The organism is Bacillus sp. FSL R5-0560, from assembly GCF_037966305.1.
GTDB classification, from domain to species: domain Bacteria; phylum Bacillota; class Bacilli; order Bacillales; family Bacillaceae; genus Bacillus; species Bacillus mojavensis.
Window position 1 is genome coordinate 2,646,285 of record NZ_CP150195.1, and the last position, 23,636, is coordinate 2,669,920.

At 43.8% G+C, this 23,636-nt stretch carries 24 protein-coding genes; 4 read left to right on the forward strand and 20 right to left on the reverse strand.

Annotated elements, in window-relative coordinates; genetic code table 11:
• Positions 1-3 precede the first annotated feature (3 nt).
• The 3 genes from NST56_RS14055 to rpsU form a co-directional block, all read right to left on the reverse strand.
• On the reverse strand, positions 4-1,317 hold the full coding sequence (locus tag NST56_RS14055) for a nodulation protein NfeD (RefSeq protein WP_268445836.1): 1,314 nt from the start codon (positions 1,315-1,317) through the stop codon (positions 4-6).
• A gap of 130 nt (positions 1,318-1,447) precedes the next feature.
• Entirely contained in the window at positions 1,448-1,894 is a 447-nt protein-coding gene (locus tag NST56_RS14060; RefSeq protein ID WP_010334989.1) for a GatB/YqeY domain-containing protein, read from the reverse strand.
• A gap of 14 nt (positions 1,895-1,908) precedes the next feature.
• A complete protein-coding gene (gene rpsU / locus NST56_RS14065; protein ID WP_003152957.1) occupies positions 1,909-2,082 on the reverse strand; it encodes a 30S ribosomal protein S21 in 174 nt (57 codons plus the stop codon).
• 172 nt (positions 2,083-2,254) lie between these two features.
• Between rpsU and NST56_RS14070 the strand changes: the two genes are divergently transcribed.
• A complete protein-coding gene (locus NST56_RS14070) occupies positions 2,255-3,181 on the forward strand; it encodes a Na/Pi symporter (protein ID WP_010334990.1) in 927 nt (308 codons plus the stop codon).
• 42 nt (positions 3,182-3,223) lie between these two features.
• Here NST56_RS14070 and mtaB read toward each other — a convergent pair whose 3' ends face one another.
• From mtaB to gpr, 12 genes are all read right to left on the reverse strand, one after another.
• A complete protein-coding gene (mtaB, locus tag NST56_RS14075) occupies positions 3,224-4,579 on the reverse strand; it encodes a tRNA (N(6)-L-threonylcarbamoyladenosine(37)-C(2))-methylthiotransferase MtaB (RefSeq protein ID WP_010334991.1) in 1,356 nt (451 codons plus the stop codon).
• The gene (locus tag NST56_RS14080) at positions 4,579-5,349 is read right to left on the reverse strand and encodes a 16S rRNA (uracil(1498)-N(3))-methyltransferase (protein WP_339177250.1); all 771 of its coding nucleotides are present in this window, start codon (positions 5,347-5,349) and stop codon (positions 4,579-4,581) included. The genes mtaB and NST56_RS14080 overlap by 1 nt, the downstream gene beginning before the upstream one ends.
• 22 nt (positions 5,350-5,371) lie before the next feature.
• Positions 5,372-6,307 carry a 50S ribosomal protein L11 methyltransferase gene (gene prmA, locus NST56_RS14085; RefSeq protein ID WP_326331604.1) on the reverse strand — a complete coding sequence of 312 codons (936 nt, stop codon included), beginning with the start codon at positions 6,305-6,307 and terminating at the stop codon, positions 5,372-5,374.
• Positions 6,308-6,331: 24 nt separating this feature from the next.
• A complete protein-coding gene (dnaJ, locus tag NST56_RS14090) occupies positions 6,332-7,459 on the reverse strand; it encodes a molecular chaperone DnaJ (protein WP_010334994.1) in 1,128 nt (375 codons plus the stop codon).
• A 197-nt stretch (positions 7,460-7,656) separates the two neighbouring features.
• Complete coding sequence (dnaK, locus tag NST56_RS14095) at positions 7,657-9,492, reverse strand: molecular chaperone DnaK (RefSeq protein WP_010334995.1); 1,836 nt, start codon at positions 9,490-9,492, stop codon at positions 7,657-7,659.
• A gap of 23 nt (positions 9,493-9,515) precedes the next feature.
• Positions 9,516-10,079 carry a nucleotide exchange factor GrpE gene (gene grpE, locus NST56_RS14100; RefSeq protein WP_010334996.1) on the reverse strand — a complete coding sequence of 188 codons (564 nt, stop codon included), beginning with the start codon at positions 10,077-10,079 and terminating at the stop codon, positions 9,516-9,518.
• A 72-nt stretch (positions 10,080-10,151) separates the two neighbouring features.
• Positions 10,152-11,183 (reverse strand): heat-inducible transcriptional repressor HrcA, encoded by a 1,032-nt coding sequence (gene hrcA / locus NST56_RS14105; protein ID WP_010334997.1) that lies wholly within the window; start codon positions 11,181-11,183, stop codon positions 10,152-10,154.
• An 80-nt stretch (positions 11,184-11,263) separates the two neighbouring features.
• Complete coding sequence (gene hemW / locus NST56_RS14110) at positions 11,264-12,403, reverse strand: radical SAM family heme chaperone HemW (RefSeq protein WP_168748271.1); 1,140 nt, start codon at positions 12,401-12,403, stop codon at positions 11,264-11,266.
• A gap of 55 nt (positions 12,404-12,458) precedes the next feature.
• Positions 12,459-14,294, reverse strand: a complete 1,836-nt coding sequence (gene lepA / locus NST56_RS14115) for a translation elongation factor 4 (protein ID WP_010334999.1) — start codon at positions 14,292-14,294, stop codon at positions 12,459-12,461.
• A gap of 133 nt (positions 14,295-14,427) precedes the next feature.
• A complete protein-coding gene (locus tag NST56_RS14120) occupies positions 14,428-14,766 on the reverse strand; it encodes a YqxA family protein (protein ID WP_029441371.1) in 339 nt (112 codons plus the stop codon).
• Between the two features lie 16 nt (positions 14,767-14,782).
• On the reverse strand, positions 14,783-15,988 hold the full coding sequence (gene spoIIP, locus NST56_RS14125) for a spore autolysin SpoIIP (RefSeq protein WP_339177261.1): 1,206 nt from the start codon (positions 15,986-15,988) through the stop codon (positions 14,783-14,785).
• 62 nt (positions 15,989-16,050) lie between these two features.
• On the reverse strand, positions 16,051-17,157 hold the full coding sequence (gene gpr, locus NST56_RS14130) for a GPR endopeptidase (protein ID WP_010335002.1): 1,107 nt from the start codon (positions 17,155-17,157) through the stop codon (positions 16,051-16,053).
• A gap of 204 nt (positions 17,158-17,361) precedes the next feature.
• Between gpr and rpsT the strand changes: the two genes are divergently transcribed.
• On the forward strand, positions 17,362-17,628 hold the full coding sequence (gene rpsT, locus NST56_RS14135) for a 30S ribosomal protein S20 (RefSeq protein WP_010335003.1): 267 nt from the start codon (positions 17,362-17,364) through the stop codon (positions 17,626-17,628).
• Between the two features lie 17 nt (positions 17,629-17,645).
• Here the strand turns inward: rpsT and holA are convergent, their stop codons facing one another.
• The gene (gene holA, locus NST56_RS14140) at positions 17,646-18,686 is read right to left on the reverse strand and encodes a DNA polymerase III subunit delta (RefSeq protein WP_010335004.1); all 1,041 of its coding nucleotides are present in this window, start codon (positions 18,684-18,686) and stop codon (positions 17,646-17,648) included.
• A gap of 39 nt (positions 18,687-18,725) precedes the next feature.
• Entirely contained in the window at positions 18,726-18,875 is a 150-nt protein-coding gene (locus NST56_RS14145; protein ID WP_003229985.1) for a hypothetical protein, read from the reverse strand.
• 40 nt (positions 18,876-18,915) lie between these two features.
• Between NST56_RS14145 and NST56_RS14150 the strand changes: the two genes are divergently transcribed.
• Positions 18,916-19,050: a YqzM family protein gene (locus NST56_RS14150; protein WP_010335005.1), complete on the forward strand. Its 135-nt coding sequence runs from the start codon at positions 18,916-18,918 to the stop codon at positions 19,048-19,050.
• Positions 19,051-19,088: 38 nt separating this feature from the next.
• On the opposite strand, the gene NST56_RS14155 is transcribed toward NST56_RS14150, so the two are convergent.
• The 3 genes from NST56_RS14155 to NST56_RS14165 form a co-directional block, all read right to left on the reverse strand.
• Positions 19,089-21,419: a DNA internalization-related competence protein ComEC/Rec2 gene (locus NST56_RS14155; RefSeq protein WP_339182235.1), complete on the reverse strand. Its 2,331-nt coding sequence runs from the start codon at positions 21,417-21,419 to the stop codon at positions 19,089-19,091.
• A 3-nt stretch (positions 21,420-21,422) separates the two neighbouring features.
• Positions 21,423-21,992: a ComE operon protein 2 gene (locus NST56_RS14160; RefSeq protein WP_010335007.1), complete on the reverse strand. Its 570-nt coding sequence runs from the start codon at positions 21,990-21,992 to the stop codon at positions 21,423-21,425.
• A 66-nt stretch (positions 21,993-22,058) separates the two neighbouring features.
• Positions 22,059-22,676 (reverse strand): helix-hairpin-helix domain-containing protein, encoded by a 618-nt coding sequence (locus NST56_RS14165; RefSeq protein WP_326203057.1) that lies wholly within the window; start codon positions 22,674-22,676, stop codon positions 22,059-22,061.
• 83 nt (positions 22,677-22,759) lie between these two features.
• Between NST56_RS14165 and comER the strand changes: the two genes are divergently transcribed.
• Positions 22,760-23,581 (forward strand): late competence protein ComER, encoded by an 822-nt coding sequence (gene comER, locus NST56_RS14170; RefSeq protein ID WP_339177269.1) that lies wholly within the window; start codon positions 22,760-22,762, stop codon positions 23,579-23,581.
• Positions 23,582-23,636 lie beyond the last annotated feature (55 nt).

Sequence of the window (23,636 nt, forward strand, 5' to 3'; positions counted from 1 at the left end):
TGTTTAAATTTCTCTCACGACAATGCGCGAGCCTTCCACTTTGATTACTTTTACTTTTTTATCTTTCGCTGTAAATGATCCTTCTGATACCACATCAAGACGTTCGTCATCAATAATGACGGTTCCCGCGGGACGCAACGGTGTAAAGGTCACGCCCTCCTTGCCGATTAAGTCCGTGCGCGTTTGATTTGATACATAACCGCTCTCTGTATTTGTAGAATCATTTAATATAAGTTTCTTAAAGAATTTCATACGCTTTCCCAACACCCTTGTCAGTAAAATGAAAGCTGTAATGGAAACAGCTGAGGCGATCAAGAGAGAAACCGCCATGACTGTGAAGCTTCCCGCGGCCAAAAATAAGCTCGCAACAATTGCTCCCAAGCCAAGTAAACCAATAATTCCTCCGGGGAGGAATATCTCCATCAGGATCAGAATCACCCCTGCTATAAAGAGGAGAACCGTTTCATATCCGGCAAGACCCGCTGCAAGATGTCCGTAAAAAAACAGGATCAAAGCAATAAATCCGGCTGTTCCAGGCAGACCGACACCTGGAGAAAAAAGCTCAACAGTAAGGCCTAAGAAGGCAATTGTCAATAAAATAGGAACAACAATCGGACTGGTCAGCCACCTCGCTGCCTTCTCTGCAAAGCTTTCCTCGGCATAGCTGATATGTGCATTTTCGTATCCAAGCTTCTTCACAAGCGCGGAAAGATTGTTAACGGTTCCTTCCGAATAGCCTACGTCAACAGCTTTTTCTGCATTCAGCGTAAGCAGATCTCCCTTCGGCGCGCCCGCTTCTTTTGCATCTACATCAGGGTCTGCCATGGCACGCGCATATTTTGGATCACGGTTGTTTTTTGCTGCGGCATCTTCCAGCTCCGCAAGCCAAAATGATTCAGCTTTTTTGTCAGCAGCATTACCTTTACCGTCAATGATCGCCGCGGCTCCCATTTTTCCTCCTGGTGCCATATAAATGGCGTCAGCCTGTAACGCGATATATGCACCAGCAGACAATGCCCGTTTGTTTACATAAGCAGTTATCGGAATATCCGTTTCGTTGATCGTGTCCGCAATATCAATAGCTGATTTCACCAGTCCTCCCGGCGTGTTAATATCAAGAATAATATGGTTTGCATGCGCAGCCTCTGCATCTTGTAGCGAACGCGACAAAAAGGAGGCGAGACCTTGTTCGACATTTTTTTCAACGGGAATGACGTAGACGGTTTGTTTTTCTGCTTTTGTGTGCAGCTGAACTCCTAATAATGATAGTAGAAATATGCTCAAAAGAGCCGCTCGGAATCCTTTTGTTTGAAGCAAGGGCGATGTATCCCTCCTTCCTCGTATAGTAAGTGCCTTCTCTTCATACGTAACAAATGTATCAAAGGTTTCATTTTTTTATGTATAAAAAAAGACATCTCTCTTAGAAAGATGTCCTTTTCTTCGCCATTTAAGACAGTTGACTGCTAACAAGTTTATTAATTAAACTTCCGTCAGCTTTACCTTTTACTTTAGGCATAATTGCCCCCATCACTTTGCCCATGTCCGCTTTTGAGCTCGCACCGACCTCAGCGATGGTTTCATTTACGATTGTACGCAGCTCTTCTTCTGATAGCTGCTGTGGTAAATAAACTTCTAAAATGTCCAGCTCTTTTTGAACTTTATCTACTAAATCTAAACGATTAGCGTTTGAAAATTCCTGGAGGGAGTCTTTACGTTGCTTAAGTTCACGAGAAAGGACAGTGAGTTCCTCATCCTCGGTCAAACTGTCTTTCTTAAGCTTAATTGCTTCGTTTTGAAGTGAAGCCTTAACCATTCGAACGACAGTCAGTTTGTCTTTCTCACGGCTTTTCATATATAGCTTCATATCTTGGTTAAGTCGCTCAAGAAGACTCATAAATCCACCCTCTTTTAGAATTTGCGTTTTCTAGCAGCTTCAGACTTTTTCTTGCGCTTTACGCTAGGTTTTTCATAAAATTCACGCTTTCTTGCTTCTTGCAAAGTACCTGTCTTTGATACACTGCGTTTGAAGCGACGAAGAGCATCTTCAAGCGATTCGTTTTTTCTAACGACCGTTTTTGACATTCTCTTTCCCTCCCTCCGAATACACCAATCGACTACCTTTAAGTTACACATATAAACATGTACTTTGACATTATAATATAAGCCTTCAGTCAGGTCAACTAAGTGCGTTCACTTTTCCGTCATGAGCGGGACTGCCTGTCTATATAATGATAGAAAGGGGTTGGTGAATAAAATGTTGCTTCTGATTAGTTTTACTGCTCTTATCTTATTCTTTCTCGCAGGGATGAACATGCTTCGGAAAGGTTTAATTTCGCTGACGTATTCAAAAATTGAAGAGCAGCTGCTGATTTTTACGGATCATCCGTTAAAGGCATTTCTTATCAGTATTGTTTTTACAGGATTTCTCCAAAGCAGCTCCGCCTTTATGGTAATTGTCATCGGATTTGTGAGTGCGGGCGCCCTTTCTTTCAAACGGACAATACCGATGATTCTTGGAACAAATATCGGGTCTACCTTTACAACCGAATTTCTTGCAATCAAAATGGATGTGTTGATTTGGATTCTTTTGATTGTCGGTTTGCTGTTTTTTCTGACTGGCAGGTATCCGTTCAAACAGCTGGGGACAAGCTTCCTCGGACTGGGGATTATCTTTTTTTGCATCACAGGCTTCAGCCGCCTTGCAGAACCGCTTACTCAGCTGAAAACAGGAGCAGGCATTCTTCATCATGTGAACGACTCAAACTGGTCTGCTTTGTTTATCGGCATGGTGTTAACTGCTATCATCCACTCAAGTTCTGTCTGCATCGGCATTTTGATGAGCTTTATGAATGAAGGCGTTATCGGACTGACACAGGCAATGAGCGTTGTGCTTGGCTCAAACATCGGGACATGCATTACAGCTGTCATGGCTGCTGTATCCGGCGGATATGCGGCAAAACAGACAGCGTGCGCCCATGTTTTGTTTAACGTGATCGGCGTAGCAATTGTATTCCCGTTTTTGGCGGCAGCGACCGGCTTTGTTGAACAGCTCTCGGCTGACCCTGCCCAAAGAATTGCCCATTTCAGTCTGCTATTTAATGTTGTATCAGCTCTCTTATTTTTGCCGCTTACCAACTTGTTTTACAGCCTTATCAAATGGCTTATCCCAGTTAAAAACTGAACATAAAAAACCGGCACATTTAGATGCACCGGTTTTTTCAGGTTAAGAAGACATACGCATTTGTTCTGTTATGTCATCCTCAACAACACGGACAAACTGTCCTTCGTTGTATGGATAGCCTGCTTTAAGTATTTTTACTTTCACGATTTTGCCGATCATGTCTTCCGTGCCCTTGAAAACAACTTTCATGTAGTTGTCTGTGTAGCCGACATACATGTTTTCTTCATCTGATTCTTTAAATGCTTCCTCAGGGATAATTTCGAGGACTTCATTTTCATAATCAGAGGCATATTCCTTCGCAAGCTGGTCAGAAAGTGCAATCAAGCGGTGTACACGTTCATTTTTGACGTTTTCATCCACCTGGTCTTCCATCCGCGCAGCTGGCGTTCCCGTACGTTTGCTGTAAGGAAACACATGAAGTTCAGAGAATCTGTTTTCTTTAATAAAGTTATAGGTTTCCATAAACTCTTCTTCTGTTTCGCCAGGGAAGCCAACAATGACATCGGAGGTTACGGCTAAGCCCGGAAGTGCTTTTTTCAGTTTATTTAAACGGTCAGCGAAAAATTCCATCGTGTATTTGCGTCTCATCCGTTTAAGCACTGTGTTTGACCCGGATTGAATCGGAATGTGCAAATGGCGCACAATCTTATCTGAACGGTCTAAAACTTCAATCACTTCGTCTGTGATCTGGCTTGCCTCGATGGACGAAATTCTGATCCGTTTCACGCCTTGAACACGGGCGTCAAGTTCTCTCAAAAGCTTGGCAAAGTTGTAATCTTTCATATCTTCACCGTAGCCGCCTGTATGAATACCAGTAAGTACGATTTCTTTATAACCCGCATCAACAAGCTGCTGTGCTTGTTTAATGACTTCCTCCGGGTCACGTGAACGGAGAAGTCCGCGCGCCCACGGAATGATACAGAACGTGCAGAAGTTATTGCAGCCTTCCTGTATTTTTAATGACGCTCTTGTCCGGTCTGTGAAAGCAGGTACATCAAGCTCTTCATATACTCTAGCTTTCATAATGTTGCTGACGCCATTGATCGGCTGACGCTCTTCACGATATTGATCGATGTAGCCGAGCATTTTTTCACGATCCTGAGTTCCGACTACAATGTCAACGCCCGGGATTGCCATAATCTCCGCTGGCGAGGTTTGCGCATAACAGCCTGTGACGCAGATGACGCCGTCAGGATTTTGACGAATGGCGCGTCTGATCACTTGGCGGCTTTTTTTATCTCCCGTATTTGTTACTGTACATGTATTAATGACATATACGTCAGCTGTTTGTTCAAAGTCTCTTCTTTCATAGCCCGCATCTTTGAAAAGCTGCCAGATTGCTTCTGTTTCATAATGATTGACTTTGCAGCCAAGCGTATGGAACGCAACAGTTGCCATTATTGATCACCTCTTAATAACTCTGTATGATAAGAAATCGCGCTCAGCGCGTATAGCGGAGCGGTTTCTGTTCTTAAAATTCTCGGTCCGAGGCCGCACGGAACAGCGTTTTTCGCCGTGAGCCGCTCAACCTCCGCTTCTGTTAAACCGCCTTCGGGACCGAATACGATCAAAAGGGATGATCCTTTCGGAAGGCTGCTTACAACTGCGCTGAACGAGCTTGTTTCTCCTTGCTTCGATGACTCTTCGTATGCAACGACACATTTATCGAAATTCTGCACCTTGTCAAGAAGCAGTTGAAAGGAATGGATATCCAGCACTTGCGGCATTTCGTTTCGGTACGATTGCTCCGCCGCTTCCTTCGCAATTTTTGTCCATCTTTCCCGCTTTTTCTTCGCTTTCTTGTCATCCAGCTTGACAACAGAACGTGCGGCTTGCAGAGGAATAAAGGCATGAGCTCCCAGCTCAGTCCCCTTTTGGATAATCCATTCCAGTTTGTCCCCTTTCGGGAGGCCGCTTGCAATATAAACCTTTATCGGAAGCTCTCTGTTTTCATTCGTCCATTCTATCATAAGACAGGACACTTTTTCTTTGGAAACAGATTGAAGTTCACATTTTGCTTCGAAGCCGTCCTGAGAGCAGCAGATAATTTGGTCTCCCTCGTTCATTCTCATGACATTGACAATATGATGAACATCTTCTCCGGTAATTGAAATAGCCGGCGCTTCCTCCATTTGCTGCTTCGTGAGCTCGATAAAATATCGTTGCATACGCTGTGACACCTACTAACTGTTATTTTTTCGCAATAATGCTGACCCAATCTTCCATTGAGAGGATTTCCACAATGGTAAAACCAGCCTGTTCCAATGCTTCTTTTACCTCTTGCTTTTTTTGGCCGATAATTCCTGAAGTAATAAAGTGCCCGCCGTCTTTCAGCAGATGATAGGCCTGTGAAGTAAAACGAAGGATAACTTCAGCCAAAATGTTGGCAACGATCACATCATGTTCTCCTGAAATCCCGTCTAACAAATTATTTTGTTTGACTTGAGCTATATCGCTAACCTTGTTTAACTTCAAATTGAGACGTGCGCTTTCTACAGCAACGGGATCAAGATCATAGGCATGAACCGATTCAGCCTCAAGCATTGCAGCCGCAATACTTAAAATTCCGGAGCCTGTGCCTACATCAATCACCTTATCACCCTTTTGCACAAAGCGTTCAAGCGCCTGAATACAAAGTACGGTTGTCGGGTGTGTGCCTGTTCCGAAGGCCATTCCCGGGTCCATTTCAATAATCAGCTCATCCGTGTGTACCGGCGTATATTCCTCCCACGTTGGTACAATCGTAAACTTTTCAGAAATTTTCACAGGATGGTAATACTTTTTCCAGGCAGTCGCCCATTCCTCTTCGTTCACTTCGGAAATGGTGATATGGTTTTTGCCCAAATCAATATCATAAAGAAGCAGATTATTAATTGTTTCTTTAATGCCATCTACCGTTTCTCCAAGAAAGCTGTTGACCGGCAGATACGCTTTAACAATGACACCCTCGTTCGGATAATCATTGGGGTCGAGCTGGTAGATTTCCCCGTATACATTCTCACGTTCTTTAATTAAATCAAGCGGGTCCTCTATCACAACCCCACTCGCACCAGCTTCATGCAAAATATTTGAGATAGGTTCGACCGCTTCATGTGTTGTGTGAATGCTTAATTCGGACCATTTCAAAACTACCAACTCCTCATCCAATAATTAATCGCCTTTAAACGCGCGTTTTACCTTATCAAAGAAACTCATTTCCTGTTCATCAGGCAGGTTTCCGCTGACTTCGGCAAATTCACGGATAATATCTTTTTGTTTATCTGTCAAGTTTGTCGGCGTGACAACGCGGACGACGATATGCTGGTCACCCTGTCCATAGCCTCTGACATTTTGAACGCCTTTGCCTCTTAATCTGAACTTTGTTCCTGTTTGTGTACCGGCAGGAATTTTCAATTTCACTTTCCCGTGAAGCGTCGGAACTTCCACTTCATCTCCAAGAGCGGCTTGAGCAAACGTTAACGGCATTTCACAGTAAATATCATCTCCGTCGCGCTCAAAGAATTCGTGGGCGCGCACGTGGAATACGACAAATAAATCCCCTGCAGGGCCGCCGTTTACGCCTGGTTCACCCTGTCCTGAGAGACGCAGCTGCTGCCCGTCATCTACACCGGCAGGAATTGTGACGTTGATTTTTTTGCGTTTTTTGATTTTTCCTTTGCCGCCGCAATCCGCACATTTGTTTTTAATGATTTTACCCGTACCTTCGCAGTGGTGGCACACTCGTCTGTTGACAACTTTTCCAAACGGCGTGTTTTGCTCCACATTTAGCTGGCCGGAGCCTCCACAGTGCGAGCACGTTTCCGGTTTTGTACCAGGTTTTGCCCCTGAGCCTTTACATGTATCGCACGTTTCCTCACGCGGAATCTCGATTGTCGTTTCTTTTCCGAAAACGGCGTCCTCAAATGACAGAGTCATCGTATATTGCAAATCCGCCCCTTGACGCGGTGCATTTGGATCTCTTCGTCTAGTGCCGCCGCCGAAAATACTTGAGAAAATATCATCGAAACCAAAACCGCCGAAGTCGCCGCCGCCAAAACCGCCGCCGCCGAAGCCTTGGTTAGGATCAGTATGGCCAAATTGGTCGTAATGAGACCGTTTTTGATCATCAGACAGCGTTTCGTATGCTTCTTTGACTTCTTTAAACTTTTCATCTGATCCGGCTTCTTTGTTAATGTCAGGATGATATTTTTTCGACAGCTTTCGATAAGCCTTTTTTATTTCATCCTTTGAAGCGCTCTTACTTACACCCAGCACTTCATAGTAATCACGCTTACTCATCTACTTCACTCTCCCGAATTTCTCACATAAATTAGATTGTATCATTTTGAATTATGATTTTTCAATTCCTTTTATCCCGGGCAAGAAAAAAAGTCAAAGCCAAGAGATGCCTGACTTTGACTTTCTAACCATTGAATCAGATTATGAAATGTGTTCTTTTTGTCAGTCCCAGAAGCGGGACTGACTCTAAAAAGAACTTATTTTTTGTTTTGATCGTCGTTTACTTCTTCGTATTCAGCGTCGACAACGTTGTCATCCGCTTTGCCTTCAGCGTTTTCTCCGCCTTGAGCTTGCTGTGCCTTAGCAGCTTCTTCATAAAGCTTCATAGAAAGCTCTTGAACGATTGTTTGAAGCTCATCTTTTTTCGCTTTGATCTCTTCAAATTCGTTTTTCTCAATTGCTGCTTTTAAAGCGTCTTTGGCATCGTTGGCTTTTTTCACTTGTTCTTCGTCCACTTTGCCTTCTAGATCTTTTAATGTTTTCTCAGTTTGGAAAACAAGCTGATCTGCTTCGTTGCGGACTTCGATTTCTTCTTTTTTCTTCGCATCAGCGTCAGCATTTTCTTCCGCCTCTTTTACCATGCGTTCGATCTCATCATCAGAAAGACCTGAAGAAGATTTGATTGTGATATTTTGTTCTTTTCCTGTGCCTAAGTCTTTTGCTCTTACGTTTACGATACCGTTTTTGTCAATATCGAAGGAAACTTCGATTTGAGGCACGCCGCGCGGTGCTGGCGGGATATCAGTAAGCTGGAAGCGGCCGAGTGTTTTGTTGTCGGCAGACATTGGGCGCTCACCTTGAAGAACATGGATATCAACAGCTGTTTGGTTATCAGCAGCAGTTGAGAACACTTGTGATTTGCTTGTCGGAATTGTTGTGTTGCGGTCGATCAGTTTTGTGAATACGCCGCCCATTGTTTCAATACCGAGAGAAAGCGGTGTAACGTCAAGAAGAACTACGTCTTTTACATCACCAGTGATAACGCCGCCCTGAATTGCAGCACCAAGCGCTACAACTTCATCCGGGTTTACGCCTTTATGTGCTTCTTTTCCAGTTTCTTTTTTGATTGCTTCTTGTACGGCAGGGATACGAGTTGATCCTCCGACAAGGATGACTTTGTCGATTTCGCTTGCAGAAAGTCCTGCATCTTGAAGCGCTTGACGGACAGGGCCCATTGTGCGCTCTACTAAATGAGAAGAAAGCTCTTCGAATTTAGCGCGAGTTAATGTCAGTTCAAGGTGAAGCGGTCCTGCTTCTCCAGCTGTGATAAACGGTAAAGAAATTTGCGTAGAAGATACGCCGGAAAGATCTTTTTTCGCTTTTTCAGCTGCGTCTTTCAAACGCTGTAGCGCCATTTTATCTTTAGACAGATCAATGCCGTTTTCTTTTTTGAATTCAGATACAAGGTGATCGATGATGACTTGGTCAAAATCGTCCCCGCCTAGACGATTGTCGCCGGCAGTTGAACGAACTTCAAATACACCGTCGCCCAGCTCAAGGATGGAAACGTCGAATGTACCGCCGCCAAGGTCGTATACTAGGATTGTTTGATCTTCATCTGTTTTATCAAGTCCGTATGCAAGCGCTGCTGCAGTCGGCTCGTTGATGATACGTTCTACTTCAAGACCTGCGATTTTACCAGCGTCTTTTGTCGCTTGACGCTCAGCATCGTTAAAGTATGCAGGAACTGTGATAACTGCTTTTGATACTGTTTCGCCAAGATAGCTTTCAGCGTATGATTTAAGGTGTTGAAGGATGATAGCAGACACTTCTTGAGGAGTGTAATCTTTTCCTTCAATTTCAACTTTATAATCTGTACCCATATGGCGTTTAACAGACATAATTGTGTTAGGGTTTGTAATAGATTGGCGTTTAGCCACTTCCCCTACTTGGCGTTCGCCGTTTTTGAACGCAACAACAGATGGAGTTGTGCGGTTCCCTTCAGCGTTAGCAATGACTTTAGGCTCGCCGCCTTCAAGCACTGCCACACATGAGTTTGTTGTACCTAAGTCGATTCCGATAACTTTACTCACTTGAATAACCTCCTGCTATGTAATTATTGATTCACTTTTACCATGGAAGGGCGAATGACGCGATCCTTCAGCTTGTAGCCTTTTTGCATTTCCTCAACAACAATGTTGGAGCCATAGTTTTCATCCTCAGCCTGCATAACGGCTTGGTGAAGGTTCGGATCAAATTCCTGTCCTACAGCTTCGATTGCTTCTACACCTTCTTTTTTCAAGGCTTCTACGAGCTGGCGGTGGACCATTTCCATTCCTTGAAGCAAACTTTTCGTCTGTTCATTGTCGGCTTCAACATGAAGCGCTCTTTCAAAGCTGTCAAGAGCCGGCAGCAATTCAGTAACGATGTTTTGAGAACGGTATTTCTGGGACGCTTCCATTTCTAAACGGCTGCGTCGTTTATAGTTTTCAAAGTCTGCTTGAACACGCAAAAGTTTGTTTTCCTTTTCCTCAAGCAAACCTTGCAATTCGTTAATTTGATTTTGAAGAAGTTCGCTTTCGTTTGTTTCTTCCTGCTGTTCTTCAGCGGCAGCTTGTTCTTCGATTACTTCTTGTTCTTCTGTTTCGTTTTGTTCCGCGGTTTGTTTTTCTTCTGACATTGTGTTCACCTCCCTCAAAAGTGTAAGGAGAAGGGCGGGTGATGCCCTTCGATAAAATTTGCCAATTTTCCCTTATTCATCATACAAACTTGTTAATGCTTTTGACAAGTCTGAAGTCACATGCTGAAGCAGACTGACGACCCTTGAATAATTCATGCGGGTTGGTCCAATGATCGCAATTGAGCCTATTTGCTTCTTATCTACTGAATATGAGGCAGTAATCAGGCTGCAGTTTTCCATCTCTTCATAGTCGTTTTCTTTTCCGATCTTAATTGAAATGCCCGTATCTGAAGATTGGACAAGCTTCAACACGTCCTGCTCCTTTTCAATCAGAGAAAGCAACGACCGCACTCTCCCGATATCATGGAACTCCGGCTGGTTCAGCATATTAATTTTCCCGCCGAAAAACAATTTTTCAACGTGACTTGTCGAATGAAATGTTGAACGCAGCGCTTCAAGTATGTTGTCATAGTTCTTAATGTGCTGCCTTAAGTACATGACAACTTCTTTAAAAATGCGTTCATTCAGTTCATCCATCGGAACACCGGTTAAACGGTCGTTCAGTATATTTACCAGCTTTTCAATATCAGACAGATCCATTTTGGTTGGAAAATTAATCGTTTTGTTTTCCACATGCCCCGTATTGGTAACGAGAATGGCTACCGCTTTATCGGGCTGAATCGGTATGATTTGAATCTGTTTAAGATAATTCTCGCTCAGGGTCGGCCCGAGCACGATAGACGTATAATTCGTAAGATCGGACAAAATTTGTGCTGATTTTTGAACTGTCTTTTCCAGCTCGAATATTTTTTCTTTGAAGATCGAGTGGATTTGGTCTAGGTCGGTTTTTGTCAGTTTGACGGGCGACAGCAAATGATCAACATAGTACCGGTACCCTTTTTCCGACGGAACACGTCCTGAGGAAGAGTGGGTTTTCTCAATGAATCCCAGTTCTTCCAAGTCAGCCATCTCGTTTCTTATTGTTGCAGAGCTAAATGTGATTTCATCTTTTTTCGAAAGAGTTCTTGATCCGACGGGCTGCGCCGATTTAATAAAATCGTTGATTATGACCTGAAGGATCAGCAGCTGACGATTGGTTAACATCATCATCACCTCTGTTAGCACTCTCAACAAGCGAGTGCTAAATCTATAACAAAAGTATCAAACCACAAGAAAAATGTCAATTATAACTCACCCAAAAAAGCGCCAAAAACTTCATTACCCAATAATTTTCCCTGATGAGTCAAACAAACGGCAGACTCCGTATTGATAATCAGTCCCTTTTCAGAAAGCTCTTTTAAAATGCCGGGAAAAAGTTTATCAAGAGAACGGCCGTATTTCTCCGCAAACCGTTTTTTGCTGACTCCGGATGTTTTTCTTAACCCTAAAAACATCTCTTCTTCAATTTGTTCTTCCATCGTCACTTCATGTGTATCCCGATAAGGAAAACCTTTTTCAGCTATCAGATCAATGTAATGTTTAACAGGTCCGACGTTTACTGTTCGAATTCCGCCGATATACCCGTGGGCTCCTGCTCCGAAGCCGAAATATTCCTCGTTGCTCCAGTACGTGAGGTTATGCTTAGATTCCATGCCTTGTTTCGCAAAATTGCTGATTTCATATTGGTGAATACCGGCCTTTTCCATCCGGCTCATCACCGTTTCGTACATTTCGGCTTCCTGTTCCTGCGCCGGCAGATGAAGCCGCCCTTTTTGCATCAAATTATAAAATACCGTTTTCGGTTCTACAATGAGAGAGTAAACGGAATAATGCTCTGCGTTCAGGGATAAAGCAGTTTTTAAAGAGTGGTCAAGGTGTTTAAGCGTTTGTCCGGGGAGACCGAACATCAAATCGAGACTGATATTTTCAAAACCAATTTCCCGTGCACGTTCAAAAGAGGCAAATACGTCTTTTTGTTTATGGACCCGTCCGATTTTTTCTAGAAGGTCGTCTTCGAATGTTTGCACACCGAAGCTTAAACGATTAACGCCCGCTTCCTTAAGTATTTTCAGTTTTTCTGCCGATAGGTCGTCCGGGTTCGCTTCAACAGCGAACTCTATTAAGGCGCCTGAAGGCTTCAGCACACGGCTGACCATGTCCATTAATTTTTCGAGCTGGTCTTCAGAGAGGGATGTCGGCGTGCCTCCTCCGATAAAAATCGTATGCAGATCAGGCTGCCCCGTTTTTTCTATCGTATTTATCATTTCCTTCTCGAGTGCGTTTAAATACTCGCCGACAGGCTGGCTTTGAATAAAATATTTATTGAAATCGCAGTAGTGGCAAATATGCTCACAAAATGGAATATGGATATAAGCTGATTTCAATGTATTCACCTTCTTTAAAGAAAGAAGCCGCAGTACAAGACTGCGGCGGCTTCTATTATTTTTTCGGATTGTCGTCCATTTTCAGGACCGCCATAAATGCTTCTTGCGGCACTTCAACTGAGCCGACCTGCTTCATTCGGCGTTTTCCTTCTTTTTGTTTTTCAAGAAGCTTCCGTTTCCGCGAGATGTCTCCGCCGTAACATTTCGCCAATACGTTTTTACGCATCGCTTTAATGGTAGAGCGGGCCACGATTTTCTGGCCGATCGCCGCTTGAATCGGTACTTCAAAGTGCTGGCGCGGAATGAGCTCTTTCAGTTTTTCTACAATTACTTTTCCGCGTTCGTACGCGTAATCGCGATGCACGATAAATGAAAGGGCGTCGATTTTTTCTCCGTTCAACATAATGTCCATCTTGACAAGTTTAGACGGTTTGTAGCCGATCAGTTCGTAATCAAAGGAAGCGTAGCCTTTTGTGCTTGATTTCAGCTGATCAAAAAACTCATAGACGATTTCCGCTAACGGCATGTCATAGACAATGCTGACGCGATTTGCATCTAAATATTGCATGTCGATAAAATTGCCGCGTTTCCCTTGGCAAAGCTCCATCACCGCACCGACATAATCGTTCGGCACCATCATTGTCGCTTTAACATACGGCTCCTCGATCCTTTCGATCTTTTGTGGGTCAGGCATGTTGGACGGGTTGTCGACAACAACCTTTTCCCCGTCTGTCATATACACATCATATATAACACTCGGCGCTGTAGTAATCAGGTCGATTTTAAACTCCCGCTCAATCCGCTCCTGAATGATTTCCATGTGAAGCATACCTAAAAATCCGCAGCGGAAACCGAATCCGAGCGCTTGGGATGTCTCTGCTTCATATTGAAGCGATGAGTCATTCAGCTCAAGCTTTTCAAGAGCTTCCCTTAAATCGTTGTATTTGGCCGTATCGATCGGATATAAGCCGCAGTATACCATCGGGTTCAGCTTGCGATATCCAGGCAACGCTTCGGCAGCTTGATTGGCCGCGCTTGTGATCGTGTCACCGACGCGTGTGTCACCGACATTTTTGATCGCAGCAGTTAAAAAGCCTACATCGCCGACCGTCAGTTCATCTGTCGGAGTTGCTTTCGGCGTGAACACACCGACTTCTGTCACTTCAAACTCTTTGCCGGTTGCCATCATTTTGATTTTTTGCCCCGGCTTTACCGTTCCTTCAACGACTCTGATATAAGCCACGACACCGCGGTAAGCGTCATAAAGCGAGTCAAAAATCAGCGCTTTAAGCGGCGCCTCTGGATCTCCGGTCGGAGCAGGCACCTTTTCCACGATCTGCTCTAAAATCTCCTCAATCCCGATCCCGGCTTTTGCTGAAGCGAGCACGGCTTCCGATGCGTCAAGGCCGATGACGTCCTCCACCTCTTGGCGAACACGTTCCGGCTCTGCGCTTGGCAGATCGATTTTATTAATGACTGGAAGAATTTCAAGGTCATTATCAAGCGCCAGGTAAACGTTCGCAAGCGTCTGCGCTTCAATTCCTTGCGCCGCGTCCACGACAAGTATGGCTCCTTCGCAGGCAGCAAGGCTTCGGGATACTTCATATGTGAAATCGACGTGTCCCGGTGTGTCAATCAGGTGGAAAATATATTCCTCACCGTCTTTTGCTTTGTATTTAAGCTGAACAGAGTTTAATTTAATGGTAATGCCCCGTTCGCGTTCAAGATCCATAGAATCAAGCAATTGTTCTTTCATTTCTCGTTGAGTGATTGCCGACGTTTTTTCTAAAATACGATCCGCTAAGGTCGATTTTCCGTGGTCAATATGGGCGATGATGGAGAAATTCCGAATTCTCGACTGCCTCTCTAAACGCTTTTCTTTATCTGTCACAATCTATCACTCCTACTATTAAACGCAAAATACACTAGCTTAGATTATATCAATAGGATTGTAAAGATTCAATGTAAAACAAGAAAGAGAAAAGTTCCCTCTCATACTGGGGCTGCTTTTCTCTTTCAAGCACTTATTTTCTCATATCCCGTATCCATTCATACATCGATTGAGCTGAGTTGGTCACTGTGTCAGATAGCGTTTTTCCTGCTTTAGAGAAAAGGTTAAACGTTTCCACCTGTTCAAGCTCTTTTTGTTTCTCTTCTAAATCTTTCGAGGTTACTGTTTCCCCTAAAACGGTCGCTTCTTTTTCATTATTTTCTCCGTCTGTGAGCGTAAACGCGCCTTTCAGTGAAGGATCATGATAGCCTTTCATGCTCAGCATGCCGTTATTTGCCTGCTGCATGCCGAACAGGACGCCTATAAACATCATCGTCACAAGAAGCAAGCATTTGCCAAGATATGCAATCAACTCGACCACCTATTTCTTATTGTTTTTTCGTCTCGCCGCTTTCAGCGTTAACTTTTTCTGCATCCCAGTACATTTCGCTGAATACGTCAGCAGTTGCGTTAGCCGCCCGCTGCAGCTCTTCGAGATTGTTATCCACTCCGCCGAATTCAAGCAAAAGCGCTCTGTCGTTTAAGTCTTGGTTGTAAACGCCGTTATCTCCTGGTGAACCTTTAGAAAAGACCCCTGTGCTGAGTCCCGGGTATTTTTTCTCCATCAGCTTGTGAAGCTCGCTTGCAATTTTGTAGTTTTCTTCGAAATTCTTGCTTTTTTTGCCGACCACAAATGCCACCCGGGCATAGCTTTTCCCTTTAATGGTTGCCGTCGTATTTTTCTTGCGCCTGGAGTCTCTATGGATGTCAATGATGTATTGCAGATTTTTGTTTGAAGCAAGGGCTTCTTGTACGACCGGCCTTGATTCATCGTAGGATCTGGCATAATTCAACCCTTTTTTGCTCAGTTTTGCCTGTATATCCGTTTTATTAACTGTGGCTCCGATACCTTGATATTCCAGCGCTTTCCCGAACATGTCTCCCACGAGGGTGACGTTTGCTTTAGAATGACGCGCCATATCGGGATCGGTCTCACCTTTTAATAGCGGGAGATAAGATTCCGTATTATGCGTGTGATAGATAAAGACAACCTTCTTGTCGCCGGTTGTTTGTTTTGGCGGGTCTTTTTGCGTATTGTCTGTTTGCGTCTGCTGTTTTTCAATCTCTGCCAAATTCGCTTCTCTTTCTTCCTGCATCACCTTTGAAGGCGGCGGGGATTCCGACGGCATGTTTGTATAATCGGTGCCTTGTCCCGCTAAAAGGATCTCTGTGTCAAATTGCGCAAACCCAGGCAGCTCACGTCCAAGAAAACTTCGCGGATCCTCGAGATTAATACTTGTCGCCAGCTTTAAAGAAAGACGTGATAGATGAAATGAGCTGTCGGTTTGAGAAAGGTCAGAAGCGAAATAATGGTTTTCCATCCGCAGCAAGTGTGCAAATACGTCACCCGGCAGTTCGTCGGCAATCCCGTAAAAAGAGTCAGACGATGGCCTGAGTTCCGGCCGGAGAGACGTCAGCACACCGGATAAAACAAAAATCACTAATAGGCTTGCGATAAATAGAAAGATCGCCTTTATCGCTTTCCCGCCATTCACCGCAACAACAATTTGTCTGTTTCTGCGTTTATTTCTCATTGAATCCCTCCAGCGCTTGTCTAGTAATTACTCTATGAACAAGCTAGAGGAAGTAGAACCGTTTAGTGATTATAGGAGCCTTTGTTTTCCTGAGACACCTTTTCATGAAGCGCTGTATTTAATCCGTTTGCCAGCACATTTGCCATATCGTCAATAAATGAATCGACTTCCTTCGGCGTGACCATCAAATTATGGCCCAGAGGTGCCAGCACCTCATGAATGAGCTGCCGCTTTTCGTTGTCTTCAAGAGTCCCCACTATGCCGAGAAACGATTGACGCTGTTTTGGGTCGGGAAGGTCCTCTTCAGTAAGCACTTTCTTTTTCCCAAACGTCATCCCCGCCGGAACAAGCGATCTCGACGGACTGTTATCTCTCATTTCTCTGCCAAAATGCTTTAATATGTAGTCAACCGTGTCGCTGGCAATTGTTACCGCGTCAACGACCGTCGGTACACCAATTGCAATGACAGGTACGCCTAGGGTGTCCTTGCTCAAGTCTTTACGTTTATTTCCGACGCCTGATCCCGGGTGTATTCCTGTATCTGATATTTGAATGGTTGTGTTGACCCTTTCTACCGCCCGCGCCGCAAGTGCATCAATGGCAATCACGAAATCGGGTTTCGACTGCTCGATGACCCCTTTAATAATATCGCTTGTTTCGATGCCTGTAATTCCCATGACACCAGGAGCAAATGCGCTGACAGGCCTGTAGCCCTCCTGCACATTTTCAGGCTGGAGTTTAAATAAATGTCTTGTCACTAATAGATTTTCTACAGCCATCGGACCGAGCGCATCAGGTGTCACGTTCCAGTTGCCGAGGCCGACAATTAAACAGCTCGCATCCTTTGAGATCTTAAGGCTTTCCAGAAAGGCTGAGAATTCTTCCGCAAATACAGCAGAAACTTTCTCTTGCATTTCCGAATCATTTTCTCTGATCCCCTGGGCCTCAATCGTTAAATAACGTCCTTCTTTTTTTCCGGAAAGCTCTGCGCCTTCCTTCGTGATATCAACAGTGCGGATTTTTATTCCGCCATGATCGCGTTCTTTTTCAATAAAACCTTTTATCTCTTTTGCAGGCACAGCCTGACGATTAGCCATGGCTTCCTTCGTTTCAACCGCTAAATCCGTACGTATCAAATACTGATTTACATCCAGCTCACTCTTTTTCATACAGGGCCTCCTTCGAATATTCACTATCCATATTGTTTCCATTTATAAAATGAATCATGCTTAAAAGCATTCCTTCAATGAAAAATACTTTACATTTATATTGCAATCTAAAGGTGTGTTTGATAGAATACAATTTGTTCTATTGTGAAGAAGATTTAACCTTAAGACACTGTGCTACAGGTTGTATCTTAGGAGGTGAAACACATGCCAAACATTAAATCAGCGATTAAACGTACAAAAACTAATAACGAACGCCGCGCTCATAACGCGACAATCAAATCTGCTATGCGTACTGCAATCAAACAAGTTGAAGCTTCTGTTGCAAACAACGAAGCTGACAAAGCGAAAACTGCTCTTACTGAAGCAGCTAAACGTATTGATAAAGCAGTGAAAACAGGTCTTGTACACAAAAATGCCGCAGCTCGATACAAATCAAGACTAGCGAAAAAAGTGAACGGACTTTCTGCATAAAACAAAAACGATCCTCATCATTGAGGATCGTTTTTTTCATTTCTTTTTAACAGCTGCAAGAGAAAAAGCTCTAGTAAAAGCTGCTTGTCCTTTTTCCCGGTTTTCATCTCATAGTCCATCACGGCAAGCTGTTCAATAATAGACCGGAGCTCAGCTTCTGAAAAAAGCCTCGCTTGATCCATCGCCAGCTTTACCCGGAATGGATGCACCTTTAAGTTAGAAGCAATCTGTTTTTGGCCGTACCCTTGTTCCGCGAAATATTTCGTCTGCAGGATCAGCCGGAACTGGTTCGATATGAGAGCCATAATTTTAATCGGCTCTTCATTTTGTTTGAGCAAATCATAAAAAATTTGCAGACTCTCAGTCCGTTTTCGGTTGACGATTTTATTAATCAGTTCAAAGATATTTTGTTCCAGACTTCTCGCCACAAGCGTCTTTACATCATCCAGCGTGATTTCTTCACGGTCTCCAATAAACGTGCAGAGTTTCTGAATCTCCTGAAAAAGAGATGACAGATGCCCGTTTACAAGCAAAACCAAATGCTCTGCCGCCTCGGTGCTGATTGTTTTCTGCTCGGTTCTCGCCAGATTGATCGTAAAGTCTGTCGTTTCCTTCGCGTTTAATTCCTTTGCCTCCATCATGAACGCCTGTTTTTTTAGCGCTTTGGTCAGTTTTTTCCGCTCATCCAGTTTTTCATAAGGCGCAAGCAGAACAAAGACCGTGTATGGCGCCGGTGATTGTATATACGATTCAAGCGCGCTGATGTTGTGCTCAACTTTTTCTTTCTTTTTTTCACCCGTTAAAAAATATGGATTTTTCACAATGACAAGGCGCCGCTCCCCCATAAACGGGAACGTTTCAGCGTCGGCAATCGCCTGATCCAGCGGGTCTTCCTCCAAATCAAAAACAGACAGGTTGAAATCTTTCGTCTCTTGATCAATCACCGTCTGTCTGATCCTGCTGACGGTTTCTTGGAGCAGATACGTCTCTTTTCCGTATAAACAATAAACCGGATGGACATCACCTTTTTTCAGGCTTTTCCACACATCAAATACCATTGTTGTACGACTTCCTCTCTTTCATCATCCTCTTCTATCCTAAATTGAGTTTGCAAAATAGTAAAGAGGAAGCCTGACAGCGGCTTCCCCATTTATATTAAACGCCTGTTCGCAAGCCCCCGGGACAGCTTGTAAAAAGGCGATAATTACCAGAACAGAAAACGTTACCTTAGCTTCTAGATTTTTCAAATCGATTCCATTATACTTAAATCAGTCAGGGGGGATGAAATTGAATGATTTTGAAAAAAACGTTCAAAGCAAACGAAATGATGCTGTAGATTCAGCGGTTGGTTTTGTTGTGTCCTTCGGATTTTTCGCCTTATTGTTTGTCATGGCAACGGTTATTCACCTGGTTGGTTCATAACACGACTGCCCGGGCTGCTGATTTCTCGGCAGTCTTTTTTAATTCTCCTTTGTCATATCTGATGTATCATATGGAGGATAGACAGAAAAGGTTCCTGATCCGTTTTTGTACGTGTATTGGATCGTGCCGCTTTGATCAGTGCGCAGCACACGGATGGATCGGCTCTTTAACAATTGAAGAACTTCTTGATGCGGATGATGGTACCTATTGTTTTCTCCCGCTGAGATGATCGCCGTTTTCGGCTGAAGCTGTTTGATGAACTCTTCACCGGTAGAGCCCTTGCTTCCATGATGCCCCACCTTTAACACATCCGCTCTTATATTTGGGAAGACACTAATAATCTCCTGTTCCCCCTCTTTTTCCAGATCACCCGTCAGGAGCCAGCTGATACTGCCTGTTTTCATCCATAGAACGAGAGAAGAATTATTTTTACTTGCCGGATCAGGCGTTTCCGGTGACAGCACATGAAACTGCAAGTCCTTTATTTGCAATACATCACCCCGTTTCACCTCTTCAATTGCCACACCCTCCTGTCTGGCAGTCCGCAGCACTTTCTCATCATGAGGTTCAGAAACAAACCCTTTCGGAATGACGAGACGCTTTACTTTATGATGCTTTAGCAAAACCTCTGCCTCTCCGATATGATCTTGATCTGCGTGCGTCAGTATCAGCGCATCAAGCTGCTTGATGCCCTTTGCCGTTAAAAAAGGGATCAGCACCTTTTCCCCCAGTGAAAAAGGATGCTGTTTTTCCCGCCAAGGCTCTGACGAATAAGACAAAGTGCCTCCTGTATCAATTAAAACACGGCCTTTCTGATAGGGTGCACTGACAAACATACTGTCACCTTGTCCGATATCAATCATATCTACTTCTCCATCGGAACTAACATAAGGGAAAATAAAGAGCAGGGTAAGCGTTGCACAAAAAAGGCCTGCGGATACGGTCAGCCGGAGATATGAGCGTTTCTCGATACTCATAAGCAATATGATGACAGTGAGCGTGAATAAGAGAAGAAGAGCGGGTGCAGGACGTGAGATGATGATTGTGAATATTTCTATATCTGCGATTTTAGTGATCAGTCTGTTGGTCCAGGTCATCATTACATCAAACCAATAGAACAGAAATTGACCGACGGATGCTGAAAAAAATAATAGAATCACTCCTATAACAGCAGCCGGTAAAATACAGAATGTATAAAAAGGCACCAACACCATATTCATCGGAATGCTCATAATAGAAAACTGCTGAAAATGATACAGAAGAATGGGTAGTGAGCCTAGCTGGGCAATAACAGATACCATCGTCAGCTGTCCCAGACCCGTTTTGCTATGCTGAAAAATAGATGATGAGAGAATTAAAGAAAAACTGACCGCAAATGAAAGCTGAAATCCAGCTTCAAAAAGGTAGTAGGGATTAAAAAGCAAGAGGAGGATATACGAAAGACAGATTACCCCTGCAGAATTCACTCGCTGCTGAAAAAGGCTTCCCGCTAAGTAAATGCCCGACATCAGAGCGGCTCGGAGAACAGAAGGCGCTGCGCCTGTCAAAATAACATAGATCGGCAGAAACAAAAGGAGTAGGATTGACGCATTTTCTCTTGTTATACCCAGACGGATCATTGCGTAAAATAGGCCAGCTGTCAAAATTCCGACATGGAGGCCTGAGATGGCTAATAGATGGACAACACCTAGATTTTGGTAAGCGTTAAGCACATCGTCATCCAAATAAGACCTCTCACCTACTGTAAGCGCCTGTACGATTCCTGCTGAATCTGACGGAAGCTTGGTGTTCGTGAATGATACGATGTATTTTCTCAAACTGAGAAGCTTATACCGGACACCTGAAGACTGACTGCAATTTCTAATAGATGTGACAGAGTAGCTCCAATGAATATGCTGCCGGTAAAGATACTGGTGATAATCAAATGTTCCCGGCACTGTTGCTTGTTTGGGCTTCTCCAAAGTACCAGTCAATTCGCATGCCATACCCGGCTCTAGATGTAACAGTTTGTCTTTCTCAGCTAAAGACTGAATCCGATAAGAGGCAGCCCATTTTTCGCCATCAGGCGTCTTGATCAGCAAAGACATCCGATCTCCGTCAATTTTAGGAATACTATGAACGACCGCCTTGAAGTGATAGCTGCCCTGCTTGTACGAAGAAGTATTTTGAAAATCTGTAATCTTAAACAGGGCAAAATTGAGCACAAAAGAGAATAAACATACAAAAATGAGTGGAGCGTGTCTTGTTTTGACTGACACAATAAGAAGAAAGAGGAAGAAGAGAAAGACAGCGGAGAAATAAGAGGCGGCAGCAATTCCAGCCGTTGCTGAAGCTGCCGCCAAAGGCAATAATAGACGCGAATGTCGCATCAATCACACATAACTCGTAAAAAGTTTATTAGCCTGTTCATGTATTTTCTTCAAATCTTCCTCTGCGAGACCGGCATCCGCTAATTTTTCTAAAAGCCCCGCTACAAATGAAAGCTTTTCTCTGTTTTTCAGATCAACGATCATCTCATCAAGTTCAACCTGTTCAACCGTAACGCCAGACTGCTCAAATAGCTCCTGGGCATACGGATGTGTTTTATAATCCTCAGCGTAATATACTGTTTTGATACCGGCTTGAATGATAGACTTACAGCACTGAATACACGGATAGTGCGTAACATATATCTCCGCTCCATCTGTCGGCACTCCAAATTTAGAGCATTGAAGAATCGCATTCATTTCCGCGTGAATCGTTCTCGCGCAATGATCGTCTATCATTAAGCATCCTTCGTCCGCGCAATGTACGCCGCCTGCGATTGATCCGTTATATCCTCCTGCAATCATACGTTTATCTCTGACAATGGTAGCGCCGACAGACAATCTCGGGCAGGTGCTGCGCAGTGCCAGTAAATGGCTTTGCGCCATAAAATATTGATTCCATGAAATTCGTTCCACGTTGTTCCCTCCAAATGTTGTGTTGCCTGTTCTTTAGTTTACCTATCATCATACATGACCGTCAATTCACTTTACTGTAATGGAAGACTTAATTTTTTCAAATGATTTTTCGCCAATTCCCGAAACCTTTGTGATATCTTCAATTGCCTGAAAACGCCCGTTCTCTTCCCGATATGCAATAATCGCTTCGGCTTTTGAAGGCCCTACTCCTGAAATGTTTTGTAAATCCTCTAATGTTGCTGTATTGATATTGACCAAGGCCTCTTTCCCCGTACTGCTTTGTACAGCGCCTCCGGCTGCTTGCTGCGGCTCCTCTTCTCCCTCACTCGGTATATACACCACTGTACCGTCCTGCAAAAGTTCCGCCAAATTCACCTGCGTTTCATCTGCTTTTTCGCCGATGCCGCCTGCTTTCTCAATAGCCTGTGACACTCTGTCCCCTGCATGCATTTCATAAACGCCGGGATGCTTAACAGCACCTTTTATGTCAATTACAATATTTTCTTCCGCTTTGTCTTTTGTCACTTCCTGCTTGACCTCAGCATTATCCTTTTCACTAGATATCACTTGTTTTACAGGCTCTTTGTTATGCCCGATGAAAAAAAAGAGGCAAAGAACCGCAATGAGAACAGCAGCAAAGGCCGCTGACATGATGATCATTTTATGTTGATTCAACCAATTCAACTGGCATGCGCCCCGCTTTCGTCATATTTTGTTTCTTTATCACATATGGTTTAGAGGATAATAGCTCAAAGGAGGGGAAATCATTGAAGATTGGCTTTATCGGCACTGGAAATATGGGTACGATCCTTATAGAATCATTTATTGAATCACAAGCAGCCGATCCCTCAAACATCACAATCACAAACCGCACAATTGAAAAAGCGTTGAAGATAAAAAACCGCTACAACAGCTTAAACGTAACAGAGAGCCTTGAAAATCTTGTTGCAGAAAATGAGATGATTTTCATCTGTGTAAAGCCGCTTGATATATATCCATTATTGTCAAGGGCAGTTCCTTATCTAAGAAAGAATCACATTCTCATTTCAATTACAAGCCCGCTTCAGACTGATCAGCTGGAACAGTATGTGCCATGTCAGGTGGCACGAGTAATCCCGAGTATTACAAACCGGGCGCTTGCTGGCGTTTCTCTCGTCACCTTTGGCAAAAGCTGCGGGGAGGTAGCAAAAACAAAAATAAACGAGCTGATGAAGCACATTTCGAATCCGCTGCAAATTGAAAGTGACATCACAAGAGTAGCGTCAGATATCGTAAGCTGCGGACCCGCTTTTATGAGCTATCTGGTACAGCGGTTTATAGATGCAGCCGTTACGGAAACGTCAGTGTCTAAACAGGACGCTATTCACATGTGTAAAGAGATGCTTGTCGGGCTGGGAAAACTGTTAGAAACCGAATTGTATACTCTTCCTGCATTACAGGAAAAGGTTTGCGTAAAAGGCGGTGTGACAGGAGAAGGCATAAAAGCCCTCGAAAGCGGTGTACAGGATATGTTTCATCGGGTGTTTCAAAATACGCATTTGAAGTATGAAGAGGATATTTCCGCGGTGAAGAAGCAGTTTCATGTGTAAACGAATATGCCATAGTCTTTTGTTGTATGCAAAATGGTAAAAAAGCATTTTAAAA